Origin of the sequence: Exiguobacterium sp. Leaf196 (assembly GCF_001423965.1) — a bacterium.
Classification (GTDB): Bacteria; Bacillota; Bacilli; order Exiguobacteriales; family Exiguobacteriaceae; genus Exiguobacterium_A.
On the sequence record NZ_LMPV01000006.1, the window covers coordinates 534,682 to 556,293 of the forward strand.

General features: G+C 45.8%; 20 protein-coding genes and 1 other annotated feature (1 of these 21 only partly in view). Of the genes, 9 read left to right on the plus strand and 11 right to left on the minus strand.

The window, feature by feature from the left end; all coding sequences use genetic code 11:
- Nucleotides 1–11 precede the first annotated feature (11 nt).
- Nucleotides 12–3,173, minus strand: a complete 3,162-nt coding sequence (gene dnaE / locus ASG02_RS08860) for a DNA polymerase III subunit alpha (RefSeq protein WP_056062679.1) — start codon at nt 3,171–3,173, stop codon at nt 12–14.
- A gap of 145 nt (nt 3,174–3,318) precedes the next feature.
- Here dnaE and ASG02_RS08865 point away from each other — a divergent pair, with 145 nt between their 5' ends.
- Nucleotides 3,319–3,513 carry a hypothetical protein gene (locus tag ASG02_RS08865; protein ID WP_035406258.1) on the plus strand — a complete coding sequence of 65 codons (195 nt, stop codon included), beginning with the start codon at nt 3,319–3,321 and terminating at the stop codon, nt 3,511–3,513.
- Between the two features lie 65 nt (nt 3,514–3,578).
- On the opposite strand, the gene ASG02_RS08870 is transcribed toward ASG02_RS08865, so the two are convergent.
- Complete coding sequence (locus ASG02_RS08870) at nt 3,579–4,514, minus strand: bifunctional oligoribonuclease/PAP phosphatase NrnA (RefSeq protein ID WP_056062681.1); 936 nt, start codon at nt 4,512–4,514, stop codon at nt 3,579–3,581.
- 63 nt (nt 4,515–4,577) lie between these two features.
- On the opposite strand from ASG02_RS08870, the gene ASG02_RS08875 reads away from it, so the two are divergent.
- On the plus strand, nt 4,578–4,886 hold the full coding sequence (locus ASG02_RS08875) for a YtpI family protein (protein ID WP_056062684.1): 309 nt from the start codon (nt 4,578–4,580) through the stop codon (nt 4,884–4,886).
- Nucleotides 4,887–4,938: 52 nt separating this feature from the next.
- Here ASG02_RS08875 and ASG02_RS08880 read toward each other — a convergent pair whose 3' ends face one another.
- The gene (locus ASG02_RS08880) at nt 4,939–6,249 is read right to left on the minus strand and encodes a DRTGG domain-containing protein (RefSeq protein ID WP_023469046.1); all 1,311 of its coding nucleotides are present in this window, start codon (nt 6,247–6,249) and stop codon (nt 4,939–4,941) included.
- A gap of 155 nt (nt 6,250–6,404) precedes the next feature.
- Here ASG02_RS08880 and ASG02_RS08885 point away from each other — a divergent pair, with 155 nt between their 5' ends.
- Complete coding sequence (locus tag ASG02_RS08885; protein WP_035406247.1) at nt 6,405–7,508, plus strand: Xaa-Pro peptidase family protein; 1,104 nt, start codon at nt 6,405–6,407, stop codon at nt 7,506–7,508.
- A 46-nt stretch (nt 7,509–7,554) separates the two neighbouring features.
- On the opposite strand, the gene ASG02_RS08890 is transcribed toward ASG02_RS08885, so the two are convergent.
- Nucleotides 7,555–8,280 carry an SDR family oxidoreductase gene (locus tag ASG02_RS08890; RefSeq protein ID WP_035406245.1) on the minus strand — a complete coding sequence of 242 codons (726 nt, stop codon included), beginning with the start codon at nt 8,278–8,280 and terminating at the stop codon, nt 7,555–7,557.
- 154 nt (nt 8,281–8,434) lie between these two features.
- Here ASG02_RS08890 and ASG02_RS08895 point away from each other — a divergent pair, with 154 nt between their 5' ends.
- On the plus strand, nt 8,435–8,872 hold the full coding sequence (locus ASG02_RS08895) for a universal stress protein (protein ID WP_029342342.1): 438 nt from the start codon (nt 8,435–8,437) through the stop codon (nt 8,870–8,872).
- 111 nt (nt 8,873–8,983) lie between these two features.
- On the opposite strand, the gene ASG02_RS08900 is transcribed toward ASG02_RS08895, so the two are convergent.
- From ASG02_RS08900 to tpx, 4 genes are all read right to left on the minus strand, one after another.
- Complete coding sequence (locus ASG02_RS08900; RefSeq protein ID WP_035406242.1) at nt 8,984–9,589, minus strand: 3D domain-containing protein; 606 nt, start codon at nt 9,587–9,589, stop codon at nt 8,984–8,986.
- A 303-nt stretch (nt 9,590–9,892) separates the two neighbouring features.
- Complete coding sequence (locus tag ASG02_RS08905) at nt 9,893–11,104, minus strand: acetate kinase (RefSeq protein ID WP_035406240.1); 1,212 nt, start codon at nt 11,102–11,104, stop codon at nt 9,893–9,895.
- 120 nt (nt 11,105–11,224) lie between these two features.
- Nucleotides 11,225–12,133, minus strand: a complete 909-nt coding sequence (locus tag ASG02_RS08910) for a class I SAM-dependent methyltransferase (RefSeq protein WP_023469052.1) — start codon at nt 12,131–12,133, stop codon at nt 11,225–11,227.
- A 100-nt stretch (nt 12,134–12,233) separates the two neighbouring features.
- Nucleotides 12,234–12,731: a thiol peroxidase gene (tpx, locus tag ASG02_RS08915; protein ID WP_155960139.1), complete on the minus strand. Its 498-nt coding sequence runs from the start codon at nt 12,729–12,731 to the stop codon at nt 12,234–12,236.
- A 165-nt stretch (nt 12,732–12,896) separates the two neighbouring features.
- On the opposite strand from tpx, the gene ASG02_RS08920 reads away from it, so the two are divergent.
- On the plus strand, nt 12,897–13,712 hold the full coding sequence (locus tag ASG02_RS08920) for an NAD kinase (RefSeq protein WP_023469054.1): 816 nt from the start codon (nt 12,897–12,899) through the stop codon (nt 13,710–13,712).
- 90 nt (nt 13,713–13,802) lie between these two features.
- Nucleotides 13,803–14,573, plus strand: coding sequence for a MerR family transcriptional regulator (locus tag ASG02_RS08925; RefSeq protein WP_056062686.1), 771 nt, complete (start codon nt 13,803–13,805; stop codon nt 14,571–14,573).
- Here ASG02_RS08925 and ASG02_RS08930 read toward each other — a convergent pair.
- Nucleotides 14,565–16,124, minus strand: coding sequence for an amidohydrolase (locus ASG02_RS08930; RefSeq protein WP_056062689.1), 1,560 nt, complete (start codon nt 16,122–16,124; stop codon nt 14,565–14,567). The two genes, ASG02_RS08925 and ASG02_RS08930, sit on opposite strands and share 9 nt — an antisense overlap.
- 67 nt (nt 16,125–16,191) lie before the next feature.
- Nucleotides 16,192–17,898: a septation ring formation regulator EzrA gene (gene ezrA / locus ASG02_RS08935; protein ID WP_056062692.1), complete on the minus strand. Its 1,707-nt coding sequence runs from the start codon at nt 17,896–17,898 to the stop codon at nt 16,192–16,194.
- Nucleotides 17,899–18,120: 222 nt separating this feature from the next.
- On the opposite strand from ezrA, the gene ASG02_RS08940 reads away from it, so the two are divergent.
- From ASG02_RS08940 to ASG02_RS08950, 3 genes are all read left to right on the plus strand, one after another.
- Nucleotides 18,121–18,606: a GAF domain-containing protein gene (locus tag ASG02_RS08940; RefSeq protein ID WP_056062695.1), complete on the plus strand. Its 486-nt coding sequence runs from the start codon at nt 18,121–18,123 to the stop codon at nt 18,604–18,606.
- A 233-nt stretch (nt 18,607–18,839) separates the two neighbouring features.
- Complete coding sequence (rpsD, locus tag ASG02_RS08945) at nt 18,840–19,439, plus strand: 30S ribosomal protein S4 (protein WP_035406229.1); 600 nt, start codon at nt 18,840–18,842, stop codon at nt 19,437–19,439.
- 153 nt (nt 19,440–19,592) lie between these two features.
- Nucleotides 19,593–20,120, plus strand: a complete 528-nt coding sequence (locus tag ASG02_RS08950; protein ID WP_056062697.1) for a biotin transporter BioY — start codon at nt 19,593–19,595, stop codon at nt 20,118–20,120.
- 51 nt (nt 20,121–20,171) lie between these two features.
- Here the strand turns inward: ASG02_RS08950 and tyrS are convergent, their stop codons facing one another.
- Nucleotides 20,172–21,419 (minus strand): tyrosine--tRNA ligase, encoded by a 1,248-nt coding sequence (gene tyrS / locus ASG02_RS08955; RefSeq protein ID WP_035406219.1) that lies wholly within the window; start codon nt 21,417–21,419, stop codon nt 20,172–20,174.
- Between the two features lie 55 nt (nt 21,420–21,474).
- Nucleotides 21,475–21,612 (minus strand) — a binding site (T-box leader); it runs 70 nt beyond the window's last position.

The window sequence follows — 21,612 nt, forward strand, 5'->3', positions numbered from 1 at the left end:
ATTACCTACTACTAGTTTGAGCGAGGCACATTTTTCAGGACAACATGATCCTCACCAAACTGCATACGTAGACGAGCTAATAATTCCTCATCATGCCGAACCGCATAAAGTGGCGGTAACGATTTCGTCTCGCGTGAATCAGCGTAGCGAACGACGACTGGAATATCGCCCGGCGCAGCTTCTAACAATTGTTCGAGTGTGGCTAGCTCATTTTTTGATGTTAGCTTGACGAACAATACATCTTGTCCGAGTGGCCGGAGCCGTTCCAAAATGAATTGGCGCTCCCCTTCACGATCTTGAACCTTCAATTCGATCAATAAGACATTCCCTAAATAAAGAGAACGACGGAACCGCTCATACTGACTTGGGAATACGACGACTTCTTCATTTGAATACCCATCGACCGCTTGAATGACCGCCATCTCTTGACCGCGTTTCGTCTTGAATTCTCGGATTTGATCAATATAGCAGATTAAATAATGCGTGTCTGCTCCGACACTAAGATCATGAAAATAAGCAGATTCGACCGGTGCTTTCATCGCTGTCGTCAAAGGAGAATACGTTAACCAGAATCCGAGTGCATCTCGTTCCAGGCGTGCCCAGTCGGAATCGCTTCGTTTCGATGACTTCTGTGTCCGGCGTTTCCCGAGGATTGCCAGTTCGTCCGGTAATAAGGTATTCGATGATTCCGTGAAGTACTCGAGCACCTCTTGTTCAGCGAGTCCACGATCGCCGTGCGTCGCTCGGTCTAATGCGCCACTATAAAGTAGTAATTCGATTTTTGCTCGTTCCTTTTTACCCCATCCGACATGAGTCAATAGATCGGCGATCGTCGCCGTGTGCTTCGACGCTTCTTTTAACCGTTCGAACTCTCGCTCGGAAATACCTTTAATCACATGGATTCCAAGTCGAATCCCCTTTCCCTCTAGTGAAGAACGATAATCGGAAATCCAGACGTCCGGTGATAGGACAGGGAGACGTCGTTCGCGCATCAACCGGACGAGGCGTTCCGGTTGTTCCACCGAAACGAGAAAGAAAATTTGCGGGAAATGCGCTTTGATATACCCAAGGGCATAACTAATCTTTGAGTAGGCGACTGCATGACTTCGGTTAAATCCATATCCGGCAAAACGTTCGATTTGTTCATAAAGTGAATGTGCTACTGTATCATCGAATCCATTCGTTCGTGCACCTTCTAAAAAATGGAGACGTTCCTGTTCGAGTGAATCCGTACTCTTCTTGGAAATCGCACGTCGTAATATATCTGCTTGAGCAAGCGTAAAACCAGCCACTCGCCGTGTGATTTCCATGACTTGCTCTTGGTAGACGATGATGCCATATGTCGACGCCAGCACCTCTTCTAATACAGGATGTACCATCTGATAAGGTTGACCGGCTTTTCGTTTTGCGTACAGATCAATGAATTTCATCGGTCCTGGACGATAGAGCGACATCGTGGCGACCAAATCTTCAAATCGATTCGGTTTCACTTCTCGCAATGTTTGTTTCATGCCTGGTGATTCGAATTGGAAGATATCATCCGTCTCAGCGCGGGCAAAGACTTGGAACGTCGCACGATCTTCTTCTGGAATTTGCGAGAGCGTAAAAGAGGGGTGTTCTCTTCGAATCAATTCTTCCATCCGACGCAAACGACTAAGATTGCGCAGTCCCAGCAAGTCAATCTTCAGTAATCCTTGACGTTCTAATGCTTGCATCAGGAACTGCGTCACGTATCGCTCGTTCGGTCCTGTCTCTAAGGGTGTCGTCTCGACGAGATTCTCTGACCCGATGACGACGCCGGCTGCGTGAACCGAACGTTGTCGCGGGAGACCTTCGACTGCTTGCGCTAGCTGTAAGAGTTGTCGACGTTTTTCACTTCCAGAGAACCAGCGATACGTCTGTTTATTTTGTTCGATTCCTTGTAACGTCGTCGATTTCCCAAGTTGTTTGACTGCAGCATCCAGTTCATCTTTTGAAAACTCCAGCGTTCGTCCGACATCTCGCAGAGCGGCTTTGGCACCAAGCGTTGATAATGTTCCGATTTGGGCGACATGGTCTTTTCCATAACGCATTACGAGATCTTCTAATACCTCTTCGCGTCGTTCATCTTCGATATCAATATCGATATCCGGCATCGAAATCCGCTCTGGATTCAAAAACCGCTCAAAGAGTAATCCATATTTCAACGGATCAACCGTCGTGATTCCAAGCGCATAACTAACGAGAGAGCCTGCTGCCGACCCACGACCAGGTCCAACATGAATGCCTTTCGCCTTTGCTCGTCGAATAAGTTCCTCGACGATCAAGAAATAATCAGCAAATCCGGTTTGTTCGATGATGGACAGTTCATAGGCGAGACGTTCCTCCGCCTCTTTACTTTCATGACCGTGTGCCAGTAATCCTTCTTCAGCATGCGTCCGCAGCATCGCATTCGAATCTTCTGCGACGCGTGGTAATGGACGTTGCTGGAACGGTAATTCTAAGCGTTCAGATGTCGCGGCAAATTGCTCAGCCATCGTGATTTCTCGCTCCGTAAAGTCTTCGAGTAACTCTTCTCGAGTCTTTAAATGCATCAGACGATCTGTTTTTTGATCTTGGAACGTCGTTGCTTCACGGATCGCACGTATTGCTTGATAAGCTGGGGCTTCAGCTCGATGAAGATAACGGACAGGATCGACCGGGATTGTCTCTACACCGAGTGATGCGGCTACTTCCCGATAACGCATGCGACTCTCTCGCTCGACCGTCGAGCGACTCGAAGTCACTCCCATATATGTACGCGCCCCTTGAACGTGTCCCATCCACTGCACGACGGAACGACGTAGACGTGTCATATCTTCCGATGCCTGACGAAGCGGAACGAGCACCGCAATGAGCGATGAGGCTTCAATAACCGGTTGTTCACTAGCTAATCGGTACAATTGCCGTAAGCCATCAGAAGAAAAAGCAAACCACAAGATACAACAGTCTTCTTCCTCGATTCGCTGTTCCCAGCCAATGACCGGTTGTAACTGTCGATGCTGACACGCCTCGATGAATGCCGGAACTCCGGTTAATGTCGTTTCACAGATGATCGCTCGTCCAAGCTGACGATGAACAAGCTCATCGAGGTACGTCTCGATTCGAATCAAACTTTGTAAGGGACTATATTGTGTCCGGACATTTAAGTGCATCTTCTATTCTCCTCTCTCTTCTGATGAAAGCTTAAAAAGTTTTCAGAACATTCATATCTAACTAACTCAAGTACTCGCCATCTGATTTATTATTCGCTACAATAAGTATAGAAATATCATGACGGGTACGGAAGGAGCATTTCTCATGATTTTGAATCGTAGTCAAATCGCACGTGAAAAGGTTGAACAACTCAAGTTAGGTGTTACTGCTTTTACTGAAACGGAAGAAATCGCTGAGAAGATTCGCAAGTCGGTCGCTGAACTTCAACTGAATGTCATTGAAGACCACACAGATCGTGGCGTATGGTTCATTCCGCAAGAAGAAACAAAAACGAAATAAGCATAAAAAGGCTGTTCGCTCCACTTCCTCATGAGAGGAATGAGACCGAGCAGCCTTTTTTCCATTTAAAACTGGAAGTTCGCAGCGACCTCATTCAGACGATTAACGACACGTTTGACTTCACTTAACTGTTCAATCGTCGCACCAGACGCCATTGGATGTCCACCGCCATTGAATTCTTTTGCTACTTCATTGATGACTGGACCCTTCGAGCGAATTCGGACGCGAACTTCCATATCCGTTTCGAGGAACAGCGCCCAGCACTTCATTCCTTGTAAACCGGCAAAACTATTGACGAGTAACGATGCTTGTTCGACCGTTGCTCCAAATTGCTTCAATGTATCCTGTGTCAAAACGACATAACCGACGCCTTGATCCGTCAATTGGAGATGTTGAAGAACATATCCTTGTAGATGAAGCGCCGCCAGTTCTGTTTGGTACATATTGCGATACAACCAATCTGTATCAATCCCTACATCAATCAATTGCGCCGCGACTTCAAACGTTCGTTTCGTCGTACCACGGAATTGAAAACGTCCCGTGTCACCGACGATTCCCGCATAGAATTGAATAGCAGCTGATGCCGGAATGTCGTATCCCCATTCATTCAATAGATGAACGAGCAGTTCCGATGTCGAACTCATCGTCGTATCGACGAGTTGCACTGACGCGTATGGATCCTCATCGGGATGATGGTCGATTTTAATGACGTCTTTTCCTGTCATCGCGATCTTCCCGTCAATCCGTGCTTGATTCGCCGTATCCAAAATCACGACTAACGCCTCTTTGTATAATTCGTCTTCTACCCGATCAAGCTTCCCCATAAATGACAATGATGTCGCCATCTCACCTGCCGACAAGACTGTTTTCTCAGGAAACTGGTGTTGCAATGTCAATTGTAAGCCGAACTGACTACCGAGTGCATCGGGATCTGGTCGTTCATGACGATGAATGATGATCGTATTTGCAGCTTCAATCATTTGTTTGATTTGCTCTTTCACTGTGCACAGCTCCTCTAATCTTGATATGATACTAGATGAAGACAAAAAGGAGGTCCTTTTAACATGCAATTCATCCTCATCGCCCTCATCGTTTTCTCGCTTGGTGGGTATTTGTTAGCAAAACGCCGCGCGTTCCATACGAAAAGTACGAACCGAAAATACTTGTTCAATACACAAGCGAGCATTTGGTTGAGTCTGTTCGTCATCCTATTTGCCGTCAATCAGTTCGTTTCCGGGAACGGATTAACGACACTCGTCGGAAAAGTTGTCTGTTCTATTTTAATCATCGTCGGTGTTGCTTCATTCATCGCTGGATTCATCCGTTACAAAAAGATTTATCCATATGTCGTCCGTGAGATGGAGCAATCCTGAGCGAGATTCAGAGGAACCGAAGTCAATCGACTTCGGTTCTTTTTGTATTCACTTAACGATCGATGAGTTGCGAAGTCACGAGTGCTTTCGCAACGATTTGTGTACCTTGATACATTTCGACATCGACTTTCCCGAATTTCCGACCAACGTCAAAGACATTGGCCCGGATCGTTACCGTGCTCTCGATCTGAACAGGTTTAATGAAATAGATGCTGACGTTTTCAATGACAAGGTCACCTTTCTTCATGTGACGCAACATTCGCGTCGCCCCTTCGACGAGAAGCGTCGTCAATACACCACTTGAAGCAGTCCCCATGAAATTCGTCATTTGTGGAGAAACCTCAAGGGATAAGTACGGTCCCCGTTCGTCCTCTGCCGCTTTAATCTGCCCTGTGATCAGATCATCGAACGTCTCCCCGACCTGCGGCTGGCGATTCGCCAGTTGCAACGCCTTGAGGACATCTTGACGGCTAATGATCCCAAGCAATCGCCCATACTGGTCAATGACCGGTAACATTTCGATGCCTTCCCATACCATCTGATGCGCAGAATTCGTGACACTCGTTCGAATGCCGACCGTAATTGGATGCCGCGTCATGACTTTTTCAACAGCCCAGTCATGTGGACGGTCAATGATGTCCTTCGCCGTCACGACACCGACGACCTTCATTTGTTCATCGATGACAGGGTAACGATTGTGTTTCGTCTGTTCGTTCAACTCGTGCCAACGTGAAATTGGATCCGTCGTCTGTAAATAGAACGTATCATGTAAAGGGATCAAGATATCCGAGACGAGTAAGATTTCTTTTTTGATCAATCGATCATAAATCGCTCGGTTGATCATCGTTGCGACCGTAAATGTATCGTATGACGTCGAAATGATGGGTAACTCCATCTCATCCGCCAATCGTTTTGCATCCTCCGTTGTATCAAATCCACCGGTGATCAATACAGCGGCCCCTGCTTCAAGCACAAGTTCGTGTGCTTTTTCACGGTTCCCGATGATGACGAGACTGTCGACATCGATGTAACGCATCATCGCTTCAAGCTTCATTGCGCCAATGACGAATTTCGTCAATGTCTTGTGTAATCCGTTTCTTCCACCGAGAACTTGACCATCGACGATATTCACGACCTCCGCGAATGTCAGCTTCTCAATATTTTCTTTTTGTTTCTTTTTGATTCGAATCGTTCCGACTCGTTCAATCGTCGAGACGAACCCAAGATTCTCCGCTTCCTTGATGGCGCGATAGGCCGTTCCTTCGGATACGGTCAAGTCCTTCGCGATTTGTCGGACGGAAATCTTCGTTCCGACATCAAGATCTTCGATATGTCGAATGATCTGTTCGTGTTTCGTAGGCATACTGTATCCCTTCTTTTCCTTTTTTCTACTCTCCTGTCATTATACTGTACTACTCCAAAGATGAAAACGTGTACTAGTCTGATTTACGATAAATGTTTTTCGAATCGGACGATGGTATACTTATGTAGAAAATGAGTAGAGAGGTGGAGTCACATATGAGCGAACGTACGAATTACATTAGTGCTTTCTTGAAAGAACAAGGAATCGATTTAGCCGTCATTACTTCAAAGGCGAATGTCTTTTACTTTTCAGGAGTCTACGCAGAACCACACGAACGTGTCATGGCAGTCCTCGTTGATGTAACCGGCAAACATGTATTATTCTGTCCGGCACTCGAAGCAAGTATCGTTGCAGCGAGTCCTTGGGAAGGAGACGTCGTCACGTATGAGGATCATGAAAATCCATTCGATCGTTTAGCTGAATTATTCAAGACATTTGAACATTCAAACAATCGGATCGGTATTGAAGGTGAACATATGACGTTTAGTCGATATCAAGAACTGAGCTCACATCTTGAAAATGCAGCCATTCTTGATATTGGTGAGTCCTTACAAGCGCTTCGCTTGAAGAAAACACCGGAAGAAATTGCTATCCTTCAAGAAGCAGCAGCACTTGCGGATGAAGCGATCGAAATCGGTAAACAAGCGATCCGTCCAGGTATCACGGAAATCGAAGTCATTGCGGAAATCGAATATGAAATGAAGAAAAAAGGCGTCCGCGAGATGTCGTTCGATACGCTTGTCCTATTTGGTGCAAACAGTGCTGATCCACACGGTGTCCCAGGTGACCGCGTCATCCAAGAAGGCGATTTCGTCCTATTCGATCTCGGTGTCATTTGGAAAGGCTACTGTTCAGACATTACACGGACCTTCATTTATGGTCAGGCAAGCGAAGAACAGACGAAAATCTATGAAACGGTCCGCCAAGCACTTGAAGCCGCGACAAAAGCGAGTCAGATCGGTACGACACTCGGCTCGTTGGATAAAGCAGCCCGCGACGTCATCACAGAGGCTGGCTACGGTCAGTACTTCACACATCGCGTTGGTCACGGACTCGGAATCGAGGTTCACGAATTCCCGTCCCTCGCTTCGAACAACTTACTGACGGCTGAAGCTGGTATCGTCTACACGCTCGAACCAGGTATCTATGTTCCCGGAGTCGGCGGCGTCCGGATCGAAGATGATATCCATCTTACTGCGGAAGGTCCGGTTGCGTTAACTCGCACACCAAAACACCTTCAATCGATTCCATCATCTTAAATCAGTAAAAACACCTAATCCAAGCGATGGATTAGGTGTTTTTTATTTACTTACGGGATTGATGGACGACATTGACGCCCCCTGTCACATCAAGAATCGCACCTGTGATCATACTTGATTCTTCTGCGAGTAAGAAGGAGATGGCGCGAGCGATATCTTCCCCGACACCCGTTCTTCCGACTGGTGTTTCTTCATCTTGCTCTGCTTCGGAAATCCGTTTCGTCTTGTTATCACCGACGATGTTCCCCGGATTGACCATGTTGACCGTAATGCCGTGCTCTGCCTCTTCAAGCGCCACACTCTTCGTCAAACTCACCATCCCGCTTTTAGCAGCAGCGAACGCCGCCCGGCACACCCATCCTGGCGCTGTCGCACTTTCCGGAAAACCATACGTGATGATTCGACCATAGGCTTGCTTACGCATGACGGGTAATACTTGACGTAATAACCAGAAACTAGCGGTCAGATTCCCGGTAATGACTTCATTCCATTCTTGATCGCTATAATCTACTAATGCTTTCCGCTCGAATATATATGGTCCTGCATTAAGTATCAACGCATCAATCCGACCTTGCTCGTTAATCGCTTGTTGAGCTGCGTGTTCCACTTCTTCTTGGTTCGTCACGTCTGCTTGAATCGTCACAAGATTCGGATGTGTAAACTCGGGTTCAGAACGATGGAACGCTGTTACTTTCCATCCTTCTTCCAATAACTGGCGTGTTACTCGTTCTCCCAGTCCTTTTGTACCTGCTGTAATTAACGCGTGCCTCATCTTGGCATCGCCCCCTTTCACTGACTCCATCTTACGACGGAATGGAAAGGTAGGACAATTTTTAGAACTCGTTGAATGTTTCGTCCGCTTCCAGTAAGAGAATGGTATAATTAGGGTGTACTCATCATATCGATTACGAAGGGATGGATTCATCATGGCAATCGTCTATCATAATGTACTTGTAGCAGTAGATGGCTCAAAAGAGGCAGAACGTGCCTTCGAGACGGCAATCGATGTTTCATTGCGAAATGATGCAAAATTGATCATCGCACACGTCATTGATACACGGACGTTCGCAACAGTAGAAGCATATGACCGTACCATCACGGAACGTGCTGAATCTTACGCGAAGGAATTGCTAGACGAATATGTCAAGACCGCTCAAGACCGCGGTGTACAGGAAGTCGAAGTTGCAATTGAATACGGTTCTCCAAAAGTCACGATTGCCAAAAAACTTGCTCCTAATCACGATGCTGATTTAATCATCTGTGGCGCGACCGGCTTAAACGCTGTTGAGCGTTTCTTCATCGGTAGTGTCTCTGAAAGCATTACGCGTTACGCAAAATGTGACGTCTTGATCGTTCGTTTATGAACCACTCTTCTATCAAACAAAAGCCTCTCTCCCTTCATCTCAAAGGAAGAGAGGCTTTTTGACGACCTGCTTAAACAAAAAACCATCGAACCGATGTCCGATGGTTTGAAATCATTTGTATTTTACTGTAACGGTACGACGACCCCAGTTGAATGCTTCTGAACGAGAGTAGTAAAGGATATCCATCTTCTTACCTTTGATGGCACCGCCAGTATCAGCAGCTGTATATGTCCCTTTCAACTTCCCTTTATAATACACTTTGACTGTCGAACGAAGTGGAATGACACGTGGATCAACAGCTACGACTTTCTTTTTCGAGCTTTTGATGTTCCAACCGATTGCTGTCAGGTTACCACTGCCTGGATCATACGGTGTATAGGCTGTCGCACTCACGTTCGTGACTGTTTTCCAACCGCCCGTAGATTGTTTTTTTGATCCGCTTGACGTCACGACCTTCGAGTAGCTCGCGCTAAGATAAGCCGTCTTACCTTTGTAGCTTACTTTGTACCAGTTCCCTGTTTTTGCTTTGTACGATAACGTTTGGTTCTTATATAGAAGACCGAGTTTCTTCGAAGAAGTAGTAGCTTTTTGACGAATGACTAGGCTATCGACTGTTGACTTGACGCTTTTCTTAGTTGCAGCCTCTGCTTGAAGACCTGCGAACGAACTGAGTGCTAACACGACCGTTAAAACACTTGCGAGCATTCGTTTCATCATGTATTTTCTCCTCCATCATTGTTTCGTGTTTGTTAACTGAGATTAATATACATGACAAAAGCAAGTAGTGCCGTTACATATAGACCACAAAAATATGTCTGTACTATTACCGTTATGTTACAAAAGACTCATTTTTTTAAGAAATGACCCTTTTTTAGGTTTATTTTTACGATGATGACGCTTCTTTTTTCGTTGTATGACAAACGTCGTAACAATAGATCATACGTTCGCGTATCACTTTTCTGGGATTTCATCAAAAAAAGGACTAAATCGTCGTATTAACGATTCAGTCCTTTTTAAAAATTATGCGTTTTGAGCAACCAATCCACCAACACGAACTGTATCGCGTGCGATCATCAATTCTTCATTCGTTGGAATGATAATGACTTTGACTGGTGAGTGTGGGTAGTTAATGAAGAGTTCTTCTCCATGAGCTCCATTGTTGAGTGATGGATCCCAGTAAACGCCCATGAATTCGAGACCACGTAGGACACGCTCACGGATTGAATCTGAGTTTTCCCCAACACCAGCTGTGAAGATAATGGCATCAACACCATTCATCTCAGCAGCATATTGCCCGATGTATCCGTGGATACGGTTCGCGAAGATACGGAGTGCCATCTCTGAACGGTGGTTTCCTTCCTTCGCAGCCGTTTGGACGTCACGCAAGTCACTTGAAAGACCTGAGAGTCCGTAGATTCCAGACTCTTTGTTCATGACGTTCAAGACTTCTTCCGCTGTTTTCCCTGTTTTCTCCATTAAGAATGGAATCAAAGCTGGGTCAAGTGAACCAGAACGTGTTCCCATCGTGATTCCTTCAAGCGGTGTGAAGCCCATCGTCGTATCGATTGATTCGCCACCCGAAACTGCTGCGATTGATGCTCCGCTACCTAAGTGACATGAGATCAAACGAAGGTCTTTTAATGGACGACCAAGTAATTCAGATGCACGTTCCGTAACATATTTGTGGCTCGTACCGTGGAAACCATATTTACGGATACCGTATTCTGTGTAGTAATCATACGGTAAGCTGTAAAGGAAGTTTTCTTCTGGCATCGTTTGATGGAACGCCGTATCGAAGACCGCCACTTGCGGCACTTCCGGAAGCAATGCTTGGAATGCCCGGATTCCGATCAAGTTTGGTGGAATGTGAAGTGGTCCGAGTTCTGTATACGACTCGATATCTTGCATGACTTCATCCGTGATCAATACAGAGTCTGCATATTTTTCTTTACCATGAAGAACACGATGTCCGACACCTTTAATCTCATCGTAAGACGAGATGATTCCGAACTCCATTAATTTTTCGAGTGATAACTCGACTGCTTCTTTATGTGTTGCAAGCGGGAGGACATCTGTATACTTTTGTCCTTCACCATATTTAATCGTAAAGATTGCATCGTCTTTACCGACACGTTCAACGAGTCCGACTGCAATCATCGTTTCGTTCGGCATTTCGAGCAATTGGAACTTCAAAGACGAACTACCTGCGTTTACCGCCATAATTTTTGCCATGATTTTTCCCCTTTTCCATTTGAATCCAATGAACATTCACATCTGTTTAGTTTTTCTTCTATTTCTGTTCTACAACTAGAATAGTCAAATTAACGACAGATTTCAATCACTTTGCGTAATTCATTTTAATTCTGTGTTAATCCATTCATCAATCTGTTTCACCATACCACCAAACGCACGGGCATCTGTGAAAGATGGTAGTTCAGCAAGTAACGCTTGTTTTGGCATCTTCATACCGGCTAAATGATTACGGACAATCAAATAACTTTTTGCTGCCTGTTCTTGTTTGAACATGGTTAACGGCAATTGTAAAATGCCGATGACGTGCGCTTTTGATTCAAAGTACTGTTTCAACTTGCCTTCCGTATCATGCTGGAACAAACCGTTCGGAATGACAAAAACACCGAACCCACCTGGTTTGACGTATTGCATCGCTTGTTCGATCAATAAGAAATGACTATAGCTCATACCCTCATCTCGCTTCAAGATGTAAGAAGCAGCAGCCTCTTCATCCGGATAATAACCGACTGGGAGATCAGCCATCGCAAGATCAACTGGATCTAGCAACAAAGGTCGTAACGCATCTTGATGCGTATACGTAACAGGATAGTCGAGTAATTCCGTTACCGCTGCCGATAAACGAATTAACGTCTCATCTACCTCAACTGCTTCAGCAGATGTGCCCGTCGAAAGCTGACTCAAGACAGCGTGTAACATACCACCTGTTCCACTTCCTAATTCAAGTAGTCGGATGTCCTCCTTACCTACCAATTTCCCGATTAGATAACCAGCAAACAAAGCGACGCTGTCTGGCGTCGGCAAATGGTTCGGTTGCGCTTGTTTCATCCCTTCTAAAATAGCAAGCGATACTGCCTTTCGAATGACCTCTTTGTCTACATTTTCAGTATGGCGATCGTTCAACCGGTCAATCACAGTCGTCAACGCTTCTAGGTAAGGCATATCAAGATCACGTTCGATTTGTTTTGTTTGACGTGTTAATTCCTTATATAACTTTTCTAACGGCTCCATGTACGTCATCCTCTCCAAAACGAAACGGCCCCCCGTAGAGCGGGAGCCGTTTCTATCATTAGTTCCATTGTAACGCTTCAGCGTCGTTTGTAAACCATTCTTACTTCGCTTCACGTGCTGCAGCGAGTGCTGCTTCGAAATTTACCTCATCCGTTGATTCTTCGAGGTATTCGACATACGTGATTTCGTTGTTCGAATCTAAGACGAAGACAGAGCGAGCAAGCAGACGTAATTCTTCGATTGCCACGCCGTACTGTGTACCGAATGAAAGATCACGGTGATCAGACAATGTCACGACTTGATCAAGACCACTTGACGCACACCAACGACGTTGCGCGAACGGAAGGTCGTTTGAGATCGTCATGACCGTCACACCTTCGATTTTAGCTGCTTCTTCGTTAAATTTACGAGTCTGCGCATCGCATACCCCTGTATCGATTGATGGGACGACACTGATGATTCGAACACCTTGGTATGTATCACGTGTTACGGGCGATAAGTCGTTAGCTAACACTTGAAAGTCCGGTGCTGTTTGTCCGACTTGAACCGCTGTACCTTGAAGTGTGATTGGATTTCCTTTAAACGTTGCCATATGAATTCCCCTTTTCCCCTGATTGGATATACTGTATTTTCTATTTAACTATAGGAATGATCTGCGAAGATGGCAAGTATTCTGCCATAATTGATGGACTTCAGTACCCGTCTTTCTAAAAAACAGGTATAATAAAAGAGTTCATGAAACGCTTTCAAGGGGGAATTGACCATGGCTCGAAATAATGTCTACCTGTACTACCGAAATACACAAAGACACGAGACGCAGGTGCGAAAGTTGATTGATGTCGGTACACGATACGGACTGAATGTCGTCCAAGATCATCGACAAGCAAACATCATCGTCTCGATTGGTGGAGATGGGGCTTTCTTGCAGGCGGCACGCTTCACAGGTTTCCGTGATGATGCGATCTATGTCGGATTCGCTGAAGGACCAAACTCGTTCTACTGTGACTTTGATATCAATGATCTTTCTGCGGTCGAAGCAATCTTTAAAGAGACGGGCAATCGTGTCTCGGATGGCGAAATCGAAGTACGTCGTTATCCACTACTTGAAGCATCCATCAACGGTGGACCACCGATGCTCTGTCTGAACGAATGTTCCGTAAAGTCGAGCATCATCAAATCACTCGCAATCGAAGTCTATATCGATGACTTCCTGTTTGAGACATTCCGCGGGGATGGAATGGTCATCTCAACACCGACGGGATCTACGGCTTATAACAAGTCACTTTCTGGTGCGATCGTCGATCCATTGATCCACTGTCTTCAAGTCAGCGAGATCGCTTCCGTTAACAATAACCGGTACCGGACACTCGGTTCTGCTTTCCTATTGAACCGCGGACGGAAACTCTCGTTACGCATCATTGAGGACGGAAACGATTATCCGATCATCGGGATGGATAACGAAGCACTCAGCCTGACACGAACGGATTCAGTCGATATCCAGCTCTCTGAAAAAGAACTTAAAACCGTCAAATTGACGAACAATACATTTTGGCATAAGATTCAACGCTCATTCTTATGACAATAAAAAAATCTGCCTCCTCAGGGCAGATTTTTTTATTGCGTCTTCCGTTACGTCACCCCTTATACTCCAATCAAAGGAGGTACACAGATGATGTATTCCACTCAGGAAATCGCCAAACTTACCGGCGTCACAAAACGAACGCTTTATCATTATGAGACGTTCGGTCTCCTTGTGCCAAAGCGCAACGATGCCGGTCACCGATATTATAGCAGTGAGGATCTTTTACGTTTACAACAAATCCTTCTCTATCGCTCTCTTGATTTTCCGCTGTCAGAAATCCAAAGATTACTTACACAATCTGACTCCAGTCATCACACGATATTGAAAAAACAAATTGTACTACTTCAAGAAAAAGCTTCGCATTATCAGATGCTCGCTCAACTCGCTGAACAAACATTACTCACTTTAATAGGAGGACTCCCCATGAAAGATGAACAATTATTCCGCGGTTTACGTCACGAAGAGATCGTCATGCACGAAAAGCAACATGCAGAGGAAGTCGAGGAACACTACGGTGACACCGACGCATATCGAATCAGTGCAAAAAGACAAAAACAACGTACCCCAAATGAGAAAGAAAGACTTAGTGCCATGCACAAGCAACTCGATCAGCGCTTGACGACTCTCTACCGCGACGGGCACAAGGCGACAGATCCAGACATTCAACAAATCGTGAAAGAACAACATGACTTCATCGATACGTACTATTACCCATGTGAGTTATCTATTTTTGAGTCACTCGGTCAGATGTACGTGTCCGACGAACGGTTTCGCGCTTATTACGATGCGTATGCACCTGGACTATCTTCTTTTTATTCAGAAGCTATTTCGCACTATGCAGAAGCAACATCAAACTAAGGTTGCTTCTGCCTGATAGACGATTTTACCAGCTTGGACAGTCTTCACTAAACGGTTATTCAAGATGGCTTCACCACGCAAGCGATAGAAGTCTTCTTCAAAGATGACGAAATCGGCATCGTATCCTGGTAGGAGTAATCCTTTGCGTCCATGTGTCTCGGTCGCGAGATGTGGATTTTTCGTAAAGAGTAACAAGGCTTCGTACATCGATAACGTCTCATTCGCCTTATTGACACGTCCCGCTGTTCCTTCCGTCGCTGCATACAGGGAACGCCGGACATCGGGGTCAGAGATCGGCGCATCTGCCCCACCGCATAATAATGCGCCGGTCTCAGCTAACGAACGTAAACGATAACTCCAGTCTAAGCGGTTCAATCCGAGTCGATCGACGATAAAGTCTGCGTCATCCAGTAAAAAGACCGGTTGAACGTCAATCAAGACCGGTAACTTCCGAATTCGTGCAAGCGTTTCTGGTCGAACGACCGTCGCATGAATGATCCGATCCCGCTTGCCTTTTGGTGCTGGATATTTCTCGAGCACCTGTACGAATCGTTCAATCGCTAAATCACCGATGACATGTGCCGCAACTGTAAACCCGTAACTACGTGCACGCTTGACGAGTTGTTCGAGTTGTTCTGGTGTATGCACTTCGATACCACGTGTCGTCGGATCATCAGAATAACCACGACCGAGAAGAGCTGTCCGTCCTCCGAGTGCGCCGTCGACGAATAGTTTCATCGCACCAATTGACATCGTTGATGGCAAAATTGGTTGCTGTTGCACGAACTCATCGATGATAAGATGATGAACGAGTAGATGTGTATGGAAGCCTGTCTCTTCTGTCACTTCTTTATATGCTTGGAGGACTTCCGCGACATCTCCGTGATACGATAAATCTTCTGTATGTGCCGCAATGATGCCGTATTGATACAAACTCTTGATTGCTGATCGGAGTGACGATTTATTTCGTTCTAAGTTTCCAGCTTGTAACGCATACAAAGGTTCAAGCGCCGCATCGTACAAAAATCCGTCAGCTTCGCCGTTATCCGATAAGCCGATCTTTCCACCATCGATGACAGTCGATGCTTTATAGCCGAGCTGTTGGAATAAAACATCGTTGACAAGTGCGGTATGCCGGTCTGTCCGTTTTAATAAGGCAGGAGCGTCCGGGAACAACTGATTCAGCCATGCTTTTGTCGGCGCACGGTCAAGTTTCGTTTCGTCATATCCTTCCGCCACGTGAATCCCATTGATTGGTTCTGCCTTGAGGAAAGCTTGTCCTAATGCTTCAAGCGTCGTATAACGCGAGGCATCGACACGGTTGATCGCTTCCCCGTAGCCAATCAGATGAATATGTGCGTCTGTGAAGGCTGGATAAACAGCTTTTCCGTTCAAGTCTTGAATCTGATCAATACGTCTACCGAAACGTCGACGTAGTTTTCCTTCCTCCCCCATTGCGATGATCCGCGTCTTCTCGACAAACATCGCTGAATGGACGTCCTCTTCATGTGCCATCGTTCGAATCAATCCGTTTACGTATAGTGTTCCCATTCTAATCACTCCTCTTTTTACAAAAATAGGGTGACCATGACGGTCACCCTGAATTGTCGATCCTGATTTAAACGTGCAACGTTTCCTCTGGTGCACACGATCGTTTAATGCGTTCGATCGCGTCCGGATCGTATTCATTTAGGACACGTTCCGCTAAGACGATCGTACGTTCATAGTCTCCCGCTAAGAACTTCGTTTCCGCGATCGTCAGCGACATATGTATCTCATTGTCGTGGCGACGGTATCGGTTCGCATACTGGACGAGCCGTTCGGCATACGTGACTTCGAACACTAATGTATCTAACCGTTCTTGCACATGTTTAAACGTTTCTTGGACGTCTTGACTTTGTGCAACGATCGATCGGACATTAAACGGTAACTCTTCGAGCCGTGTCTCAAGCGTCTGTAGCGAACGATTCGCATTCCGTAGTGCTTCTTCGACTTCCGTTGGTAAGTTCGGTAATCCAAGTCGTTTCAGACGAAGACGTGTTTGCGAGAGCTGATGACGCCATTCGACGATCCGTTCGCGCACTTCTGTCTCTTCTTTTCGAAGCGCTTGAAGTTCGACCGTAAAGCGTTCGTACTGAATCATCAACTGTTCCTCTAAGCGAATCGCATCGCGCATTTGATCTTCGAGCATACTGAACGGAATGATTTTCCCAGCAATCGACTCATCGAGATCTTTTGCCGCTTCAAATAGTAGCTCTTCGTCACGCTGAATCGTTTCGTAGTGAATTCCAAGATCTGCTGAGATTTCATACTTTTCACGTAAAATACTGAACTCTTGTGCTAACTGATGAATCCGTTCGCGCATCCGTAATGCTTTTTGTTTCAAGGATTGATTTTCTTTTTTCACTTGATGACGTGCATCAACTTCACGACGGAACGTATCGTACATTTGATCAACGTCGGCTGATAACTGTTGAATCGCCTCTTCCAAACCATCGACTTCAAGTCTCTCGATTTTTTCAGCAAGACTCAGGCGTTGTTCCTCGAACCGTTTAATCTCGGATTGGAGACCGAGGGGCTCAAGTGGATACCCATCTAACGACATTTCCTTATAACCCGCTCCGAGCTGATCAATCCGTTGACGCAATTCATGAGCGAGAATCTTCCATTGTTTCGGTACGAGCTCGACAAGGTGACGTGTCGTTGCTACTTCTTGTTCAAGCAACAAGCTTGTTTCGTACGCCTTCGTCACTTCGCCTGAAGCTTCGTATTGGCACATCTCATTCCAATGCGCATCAATTTGTTCACTTCGTTCTTCTAGACGCCCGAGTGCCGGACCGAATGAATTCGCTTGAATCAGTAATGATTTCCGAACTTGCCCTGAATCGGCCTCCCCTTGCGCTTTCAATTCTGCTAGAACCGATTGATTCGTTTTGAACGTCGACATCTCGACAAGCATCTCATCGATCAACCCTTCGAGTTCTGCAATCAATTGTTCCGTTACTTCGAGGTCATTCTTGACGGCGATGAACCGATATTTATCAAGCGCTTCTTCCGCTCGATAAAGTGTTTCATCGATTTGGGCGACATGGACCGTTAGTAATTCTTCCCACGCTTGATGCCAGGAGCTGAACTTCGTCTCCGTCTCACCCGCCATCGGTAGTTGCTTTAAGTCCTGCAACTCCTTTGGAATCGATGCACTGACGATGCCTTGTTTTCGCATATCAAGTTCATCGATTTTCGTGTAGTATTTTTTTCGACTGATCATGCTAAATAGCATGACGAGTAATACGATGACGATGACTCCGATCACCCATGCCCACATTTGTCACGACCTCCACTCTGTCGTACGACTTTAGATTTTCTCTAAATCGCAATAATCTTATCCTTATAATAGTATAGCGCAACCGTTTTGCATAGATTTACAGAGGCTTTTCCTGATTTCTTCCGCTGTTTTGAATCCTTTGTCCAAAAATCAATTGTTTGTCAGCTACATGAAAACTCGTTAAACTAAAAAAAATACGCTTTTCACGGGAGGAATTTTATTATGTTCGAAACAAAGACATATGAAGGTGACCGGACGAAACAATATGACATGCTGTCAAAACAACTGGATGCGTTATTAATGGGAGAAGATAATCAAGTCGCGAACTTGTCGAATGCAAGTGCGTTACTCAACCAATTCCTCGACCGCATCAACTGGGTCGGTTTTTATTTGACAGATATGGAACAAAACCAACTCGTCCTCGGACCGTTCCAAGGACTTCCAGCATGCGTTCGTATTCCATTCGGTCGTGGTGTCTGCGGAACGTCAGCAGCCGAACAAACGACACAACGCATCGAAGACGTTCATCAGTTCCCAGGTCATATCGCGTGTGACGCGGCTTCGAATTCAGAAATCGTCATCCCACTCGTCAAAGACGGCCAAACGATCGGTGTACTTGATATCGACAGTCCAGAATTCAACCGTTTCGATGAAGTCGATCAAGCTGGTTTAGAAGCATTCTGTACGACACTACTTCGTCATCTGTAATTCTGATTGACAGTCGATTGTCCACACCGTATACTTGTAAAAGTGCAGAAATGATAACGATAGCGGTCAAATCGCTTACGTATCACATTTCATGACTCGGTGAATAACCGGAGGGGCATCGTGTAACTTTGCTATCAAGCGAGGGTGCCACATCATGAAATGGGCGTAACGTGGGTTTGATGGCGTTATTATTTTTATGCAAATAATAACGAACACTAAGGAGGAGTCTTATTATGGCTCGCTATACAGGTCCAGCTTGGAAACTTTCACGTCGTCTCGGTATCTCACTTACTGAAACAGGAAAAGAAATCGCAAAACGTCCGTACGCTCCAGGACAACACGGTAACAGCCGTCGTAAAATGTCTGAGTACGGTCTTCAACTTCAAGCGAAGCAAACGCTTCGTCACATGTACGGAGTAAACGAACGCCAATTCAACCGTATGTTCAACGATGCTGGCAAAATGCCTGGTATCCACGGTGAGAACTTCATGTTCTTACTTGAAACACGTCTTGATAACGTCGTTTACCGTATGGGTATGGCTCGTACACGTCGTGCTGCTCGTCAGCTCGTCAACCATGGTCACATCCAAGTTGATGGCGCTCGCGTCGACATCCCGTCGTTCCGCGTGAAACCAGGTCAAACGATCTCAGTTCGCGAAAAATCGAAGAACTTTGTCGTTATCAAAGAAGCACTCGAAGTTGCTCCAGCAACTAAAGACTTCGTTACTTTCGATGCTGAGAAGCTCGAAGGAACGTTCGTCCGTCTTCCTGAGCGTTCTGAATTGAACGATCAAATCCAAGAACAACTCGTCGTCGAGTACTACTCACGTTAATCGATTGTTCCAGCACTCACTTCGGTGGGTGCTTTTTTTGTACATATCATGAAAATGTATACCTGGTCTTAAAAAAAGAGTGACGCCAATTATTTATTTGTGTTAACCTATAAACATACATAGTTAACACAAATAGAAAAGAGGACTTCATTCATGAAAACAAGAGATTTAACGTTCATCGCCCTCGGTGCTGCCATCATTGCAGCCGTCAGTTCTATGCCACAAATCCAACTCGTCGGTGCTGTTCCGATCACACTCCAGATGCTCGCCATCATGACGGTCAGTGCGATCCTCGGTGGAAAACGTGGTGGACTTGCTGTCTTGATCTTCTTATTGCTCGCAGCAGCTGGTCTACCTGTTCTCGGCGGAAAAGGTGGACTAGCTCCATTCGTCGGACCAACTGCCGGTTATTTGATTGCCTTTCCGATTGCAGGCTTCTTCATTGGACTGGTTGCTGAAAAAACGCATCGCTTCGTTCCCCTCTTCATTGGAATGATCGTCTTCGGACTTGGTTTAGTTTACCTGCTCGGAACATTCGGTCTGATGGCTGTACTCGATCTGTCGTTTAAAGATGCTTTTGCGATCAACTACCCCTTCATCCTATGGGATACGATCAAGGCCGTCATTGCCACGACGATCGCCGTTCGTTTGTTACCACTCCGCTTATTCCGGACAGCTTAAAAAAAATAAAACGCTCTCTGCATCTATGTGCAGAGAGCGTTTCGTATATCATCAAGCATGCTCGACGACAAAGTATTTTTTCTTTCCGCGACGTACAATCGTAAAGCGACCGATTGCATCTGATTCAGTGATTTCTTTCGTTAAGTCTTGCTCGCGTTCTCCGTTGAGGTAGATCGCACCGTTCGTGACGTCTTCACGTGCCTGACGTTTTGACGGACTAATCTTCGCCTCAACGAGCACGTCGACGAGGTTGTTTGATTCGCCAAGTGTAAAGCGTGGCATGCCTTTGAAGGCATCTTCGATATCTTCGACTTGCAACGATTTAATATCTCCGCTAAAGAGTGCCGTCGTAATACGTTGTGCTTGTGTCAGACCTTCTTCACCGTGGACGAGAACCGTCATTTCTTCTGCAAGACGACGTTGTGCGACGCGCTTCTCTGGTGCTGCCTTGACTTCTTCTGCAAGTGCATCGAGTTCTTCGTGCGTCAAGAACGTGAAGTATTTCAAGAACTTGATGACGTCGAGATCGTCTACATTGAACCAGAACTGGTAGAACTCGTACGGTGACGTTTTATCAGCATCTAACCAGACCGCACCGCCAGCTGTCTTACCGAATTTCTGACCATCCGCTTTCGTAACGAGCGGTACTGTCAATCCAAATGCTTTTTCTTCATGACCAGCACGACGAATCAGCTCCATTCCTGCTGTGATGTTCCCCCACTGATCACTACCTCCTACTTGAAGACGGCATCCTTTGTCTTCGTAAAGTTTCAAGAAGTCAAACGATTGAAGTAACATGTATGAGAACTCAGTGAATGAGATACCGTTTTGAAGACGTGAATCAACAGAGTCCTTCGCAAGCATGTAGCTGACCGGGAAGTGTTTTCCGATATCACGTAAGAAATCGATGATTGTCAAATCTTTCGTCCAGTCTAAGTTATTGGCGATCGTGACCGGATTTTCACCTTCAAGTGGTAAGAAACGTGACAGTTGATCTTTAATCCGATTCGCGAACTCTTCGACGATATCCGATGTGTTCAATGACCGTTCCGTTGCGCGACCACTCGGATCCCCAATCATCCCAGTTGCCCCTCCAACGAGACCTACGACATGGTGACCCGCTTGTTGGAATCGTTTTAAGACTAAAATCGGCAACAAGTGTCCGATGTGAAGTGAATCTGCTGTTGGATCGAAGCCTGTGTAAAGCGTCGTCGGATTCTCGAGTAGTGTTTTCAGCCCTTCTTCATCTGTCATTTGGTTAATTAACCCGCGAAATTCTAAATCCTCTAATAACGTCATTGTTTCTCCTCCTAAAGTTCACTATTAACAAAAAAAACCGTCCCTTCGTCTAAAACGAAGGGACGGAATATTCCGTGGTACCACCCTAATTGTCCTTTTGTGTAAAAGGACCACTTGGTTCGTCGATAACGGGACGGACCGCTTGATTTCTCAAGAAACTCCTGGAAGCGTAATTCATAAGTTCACTGTGTCC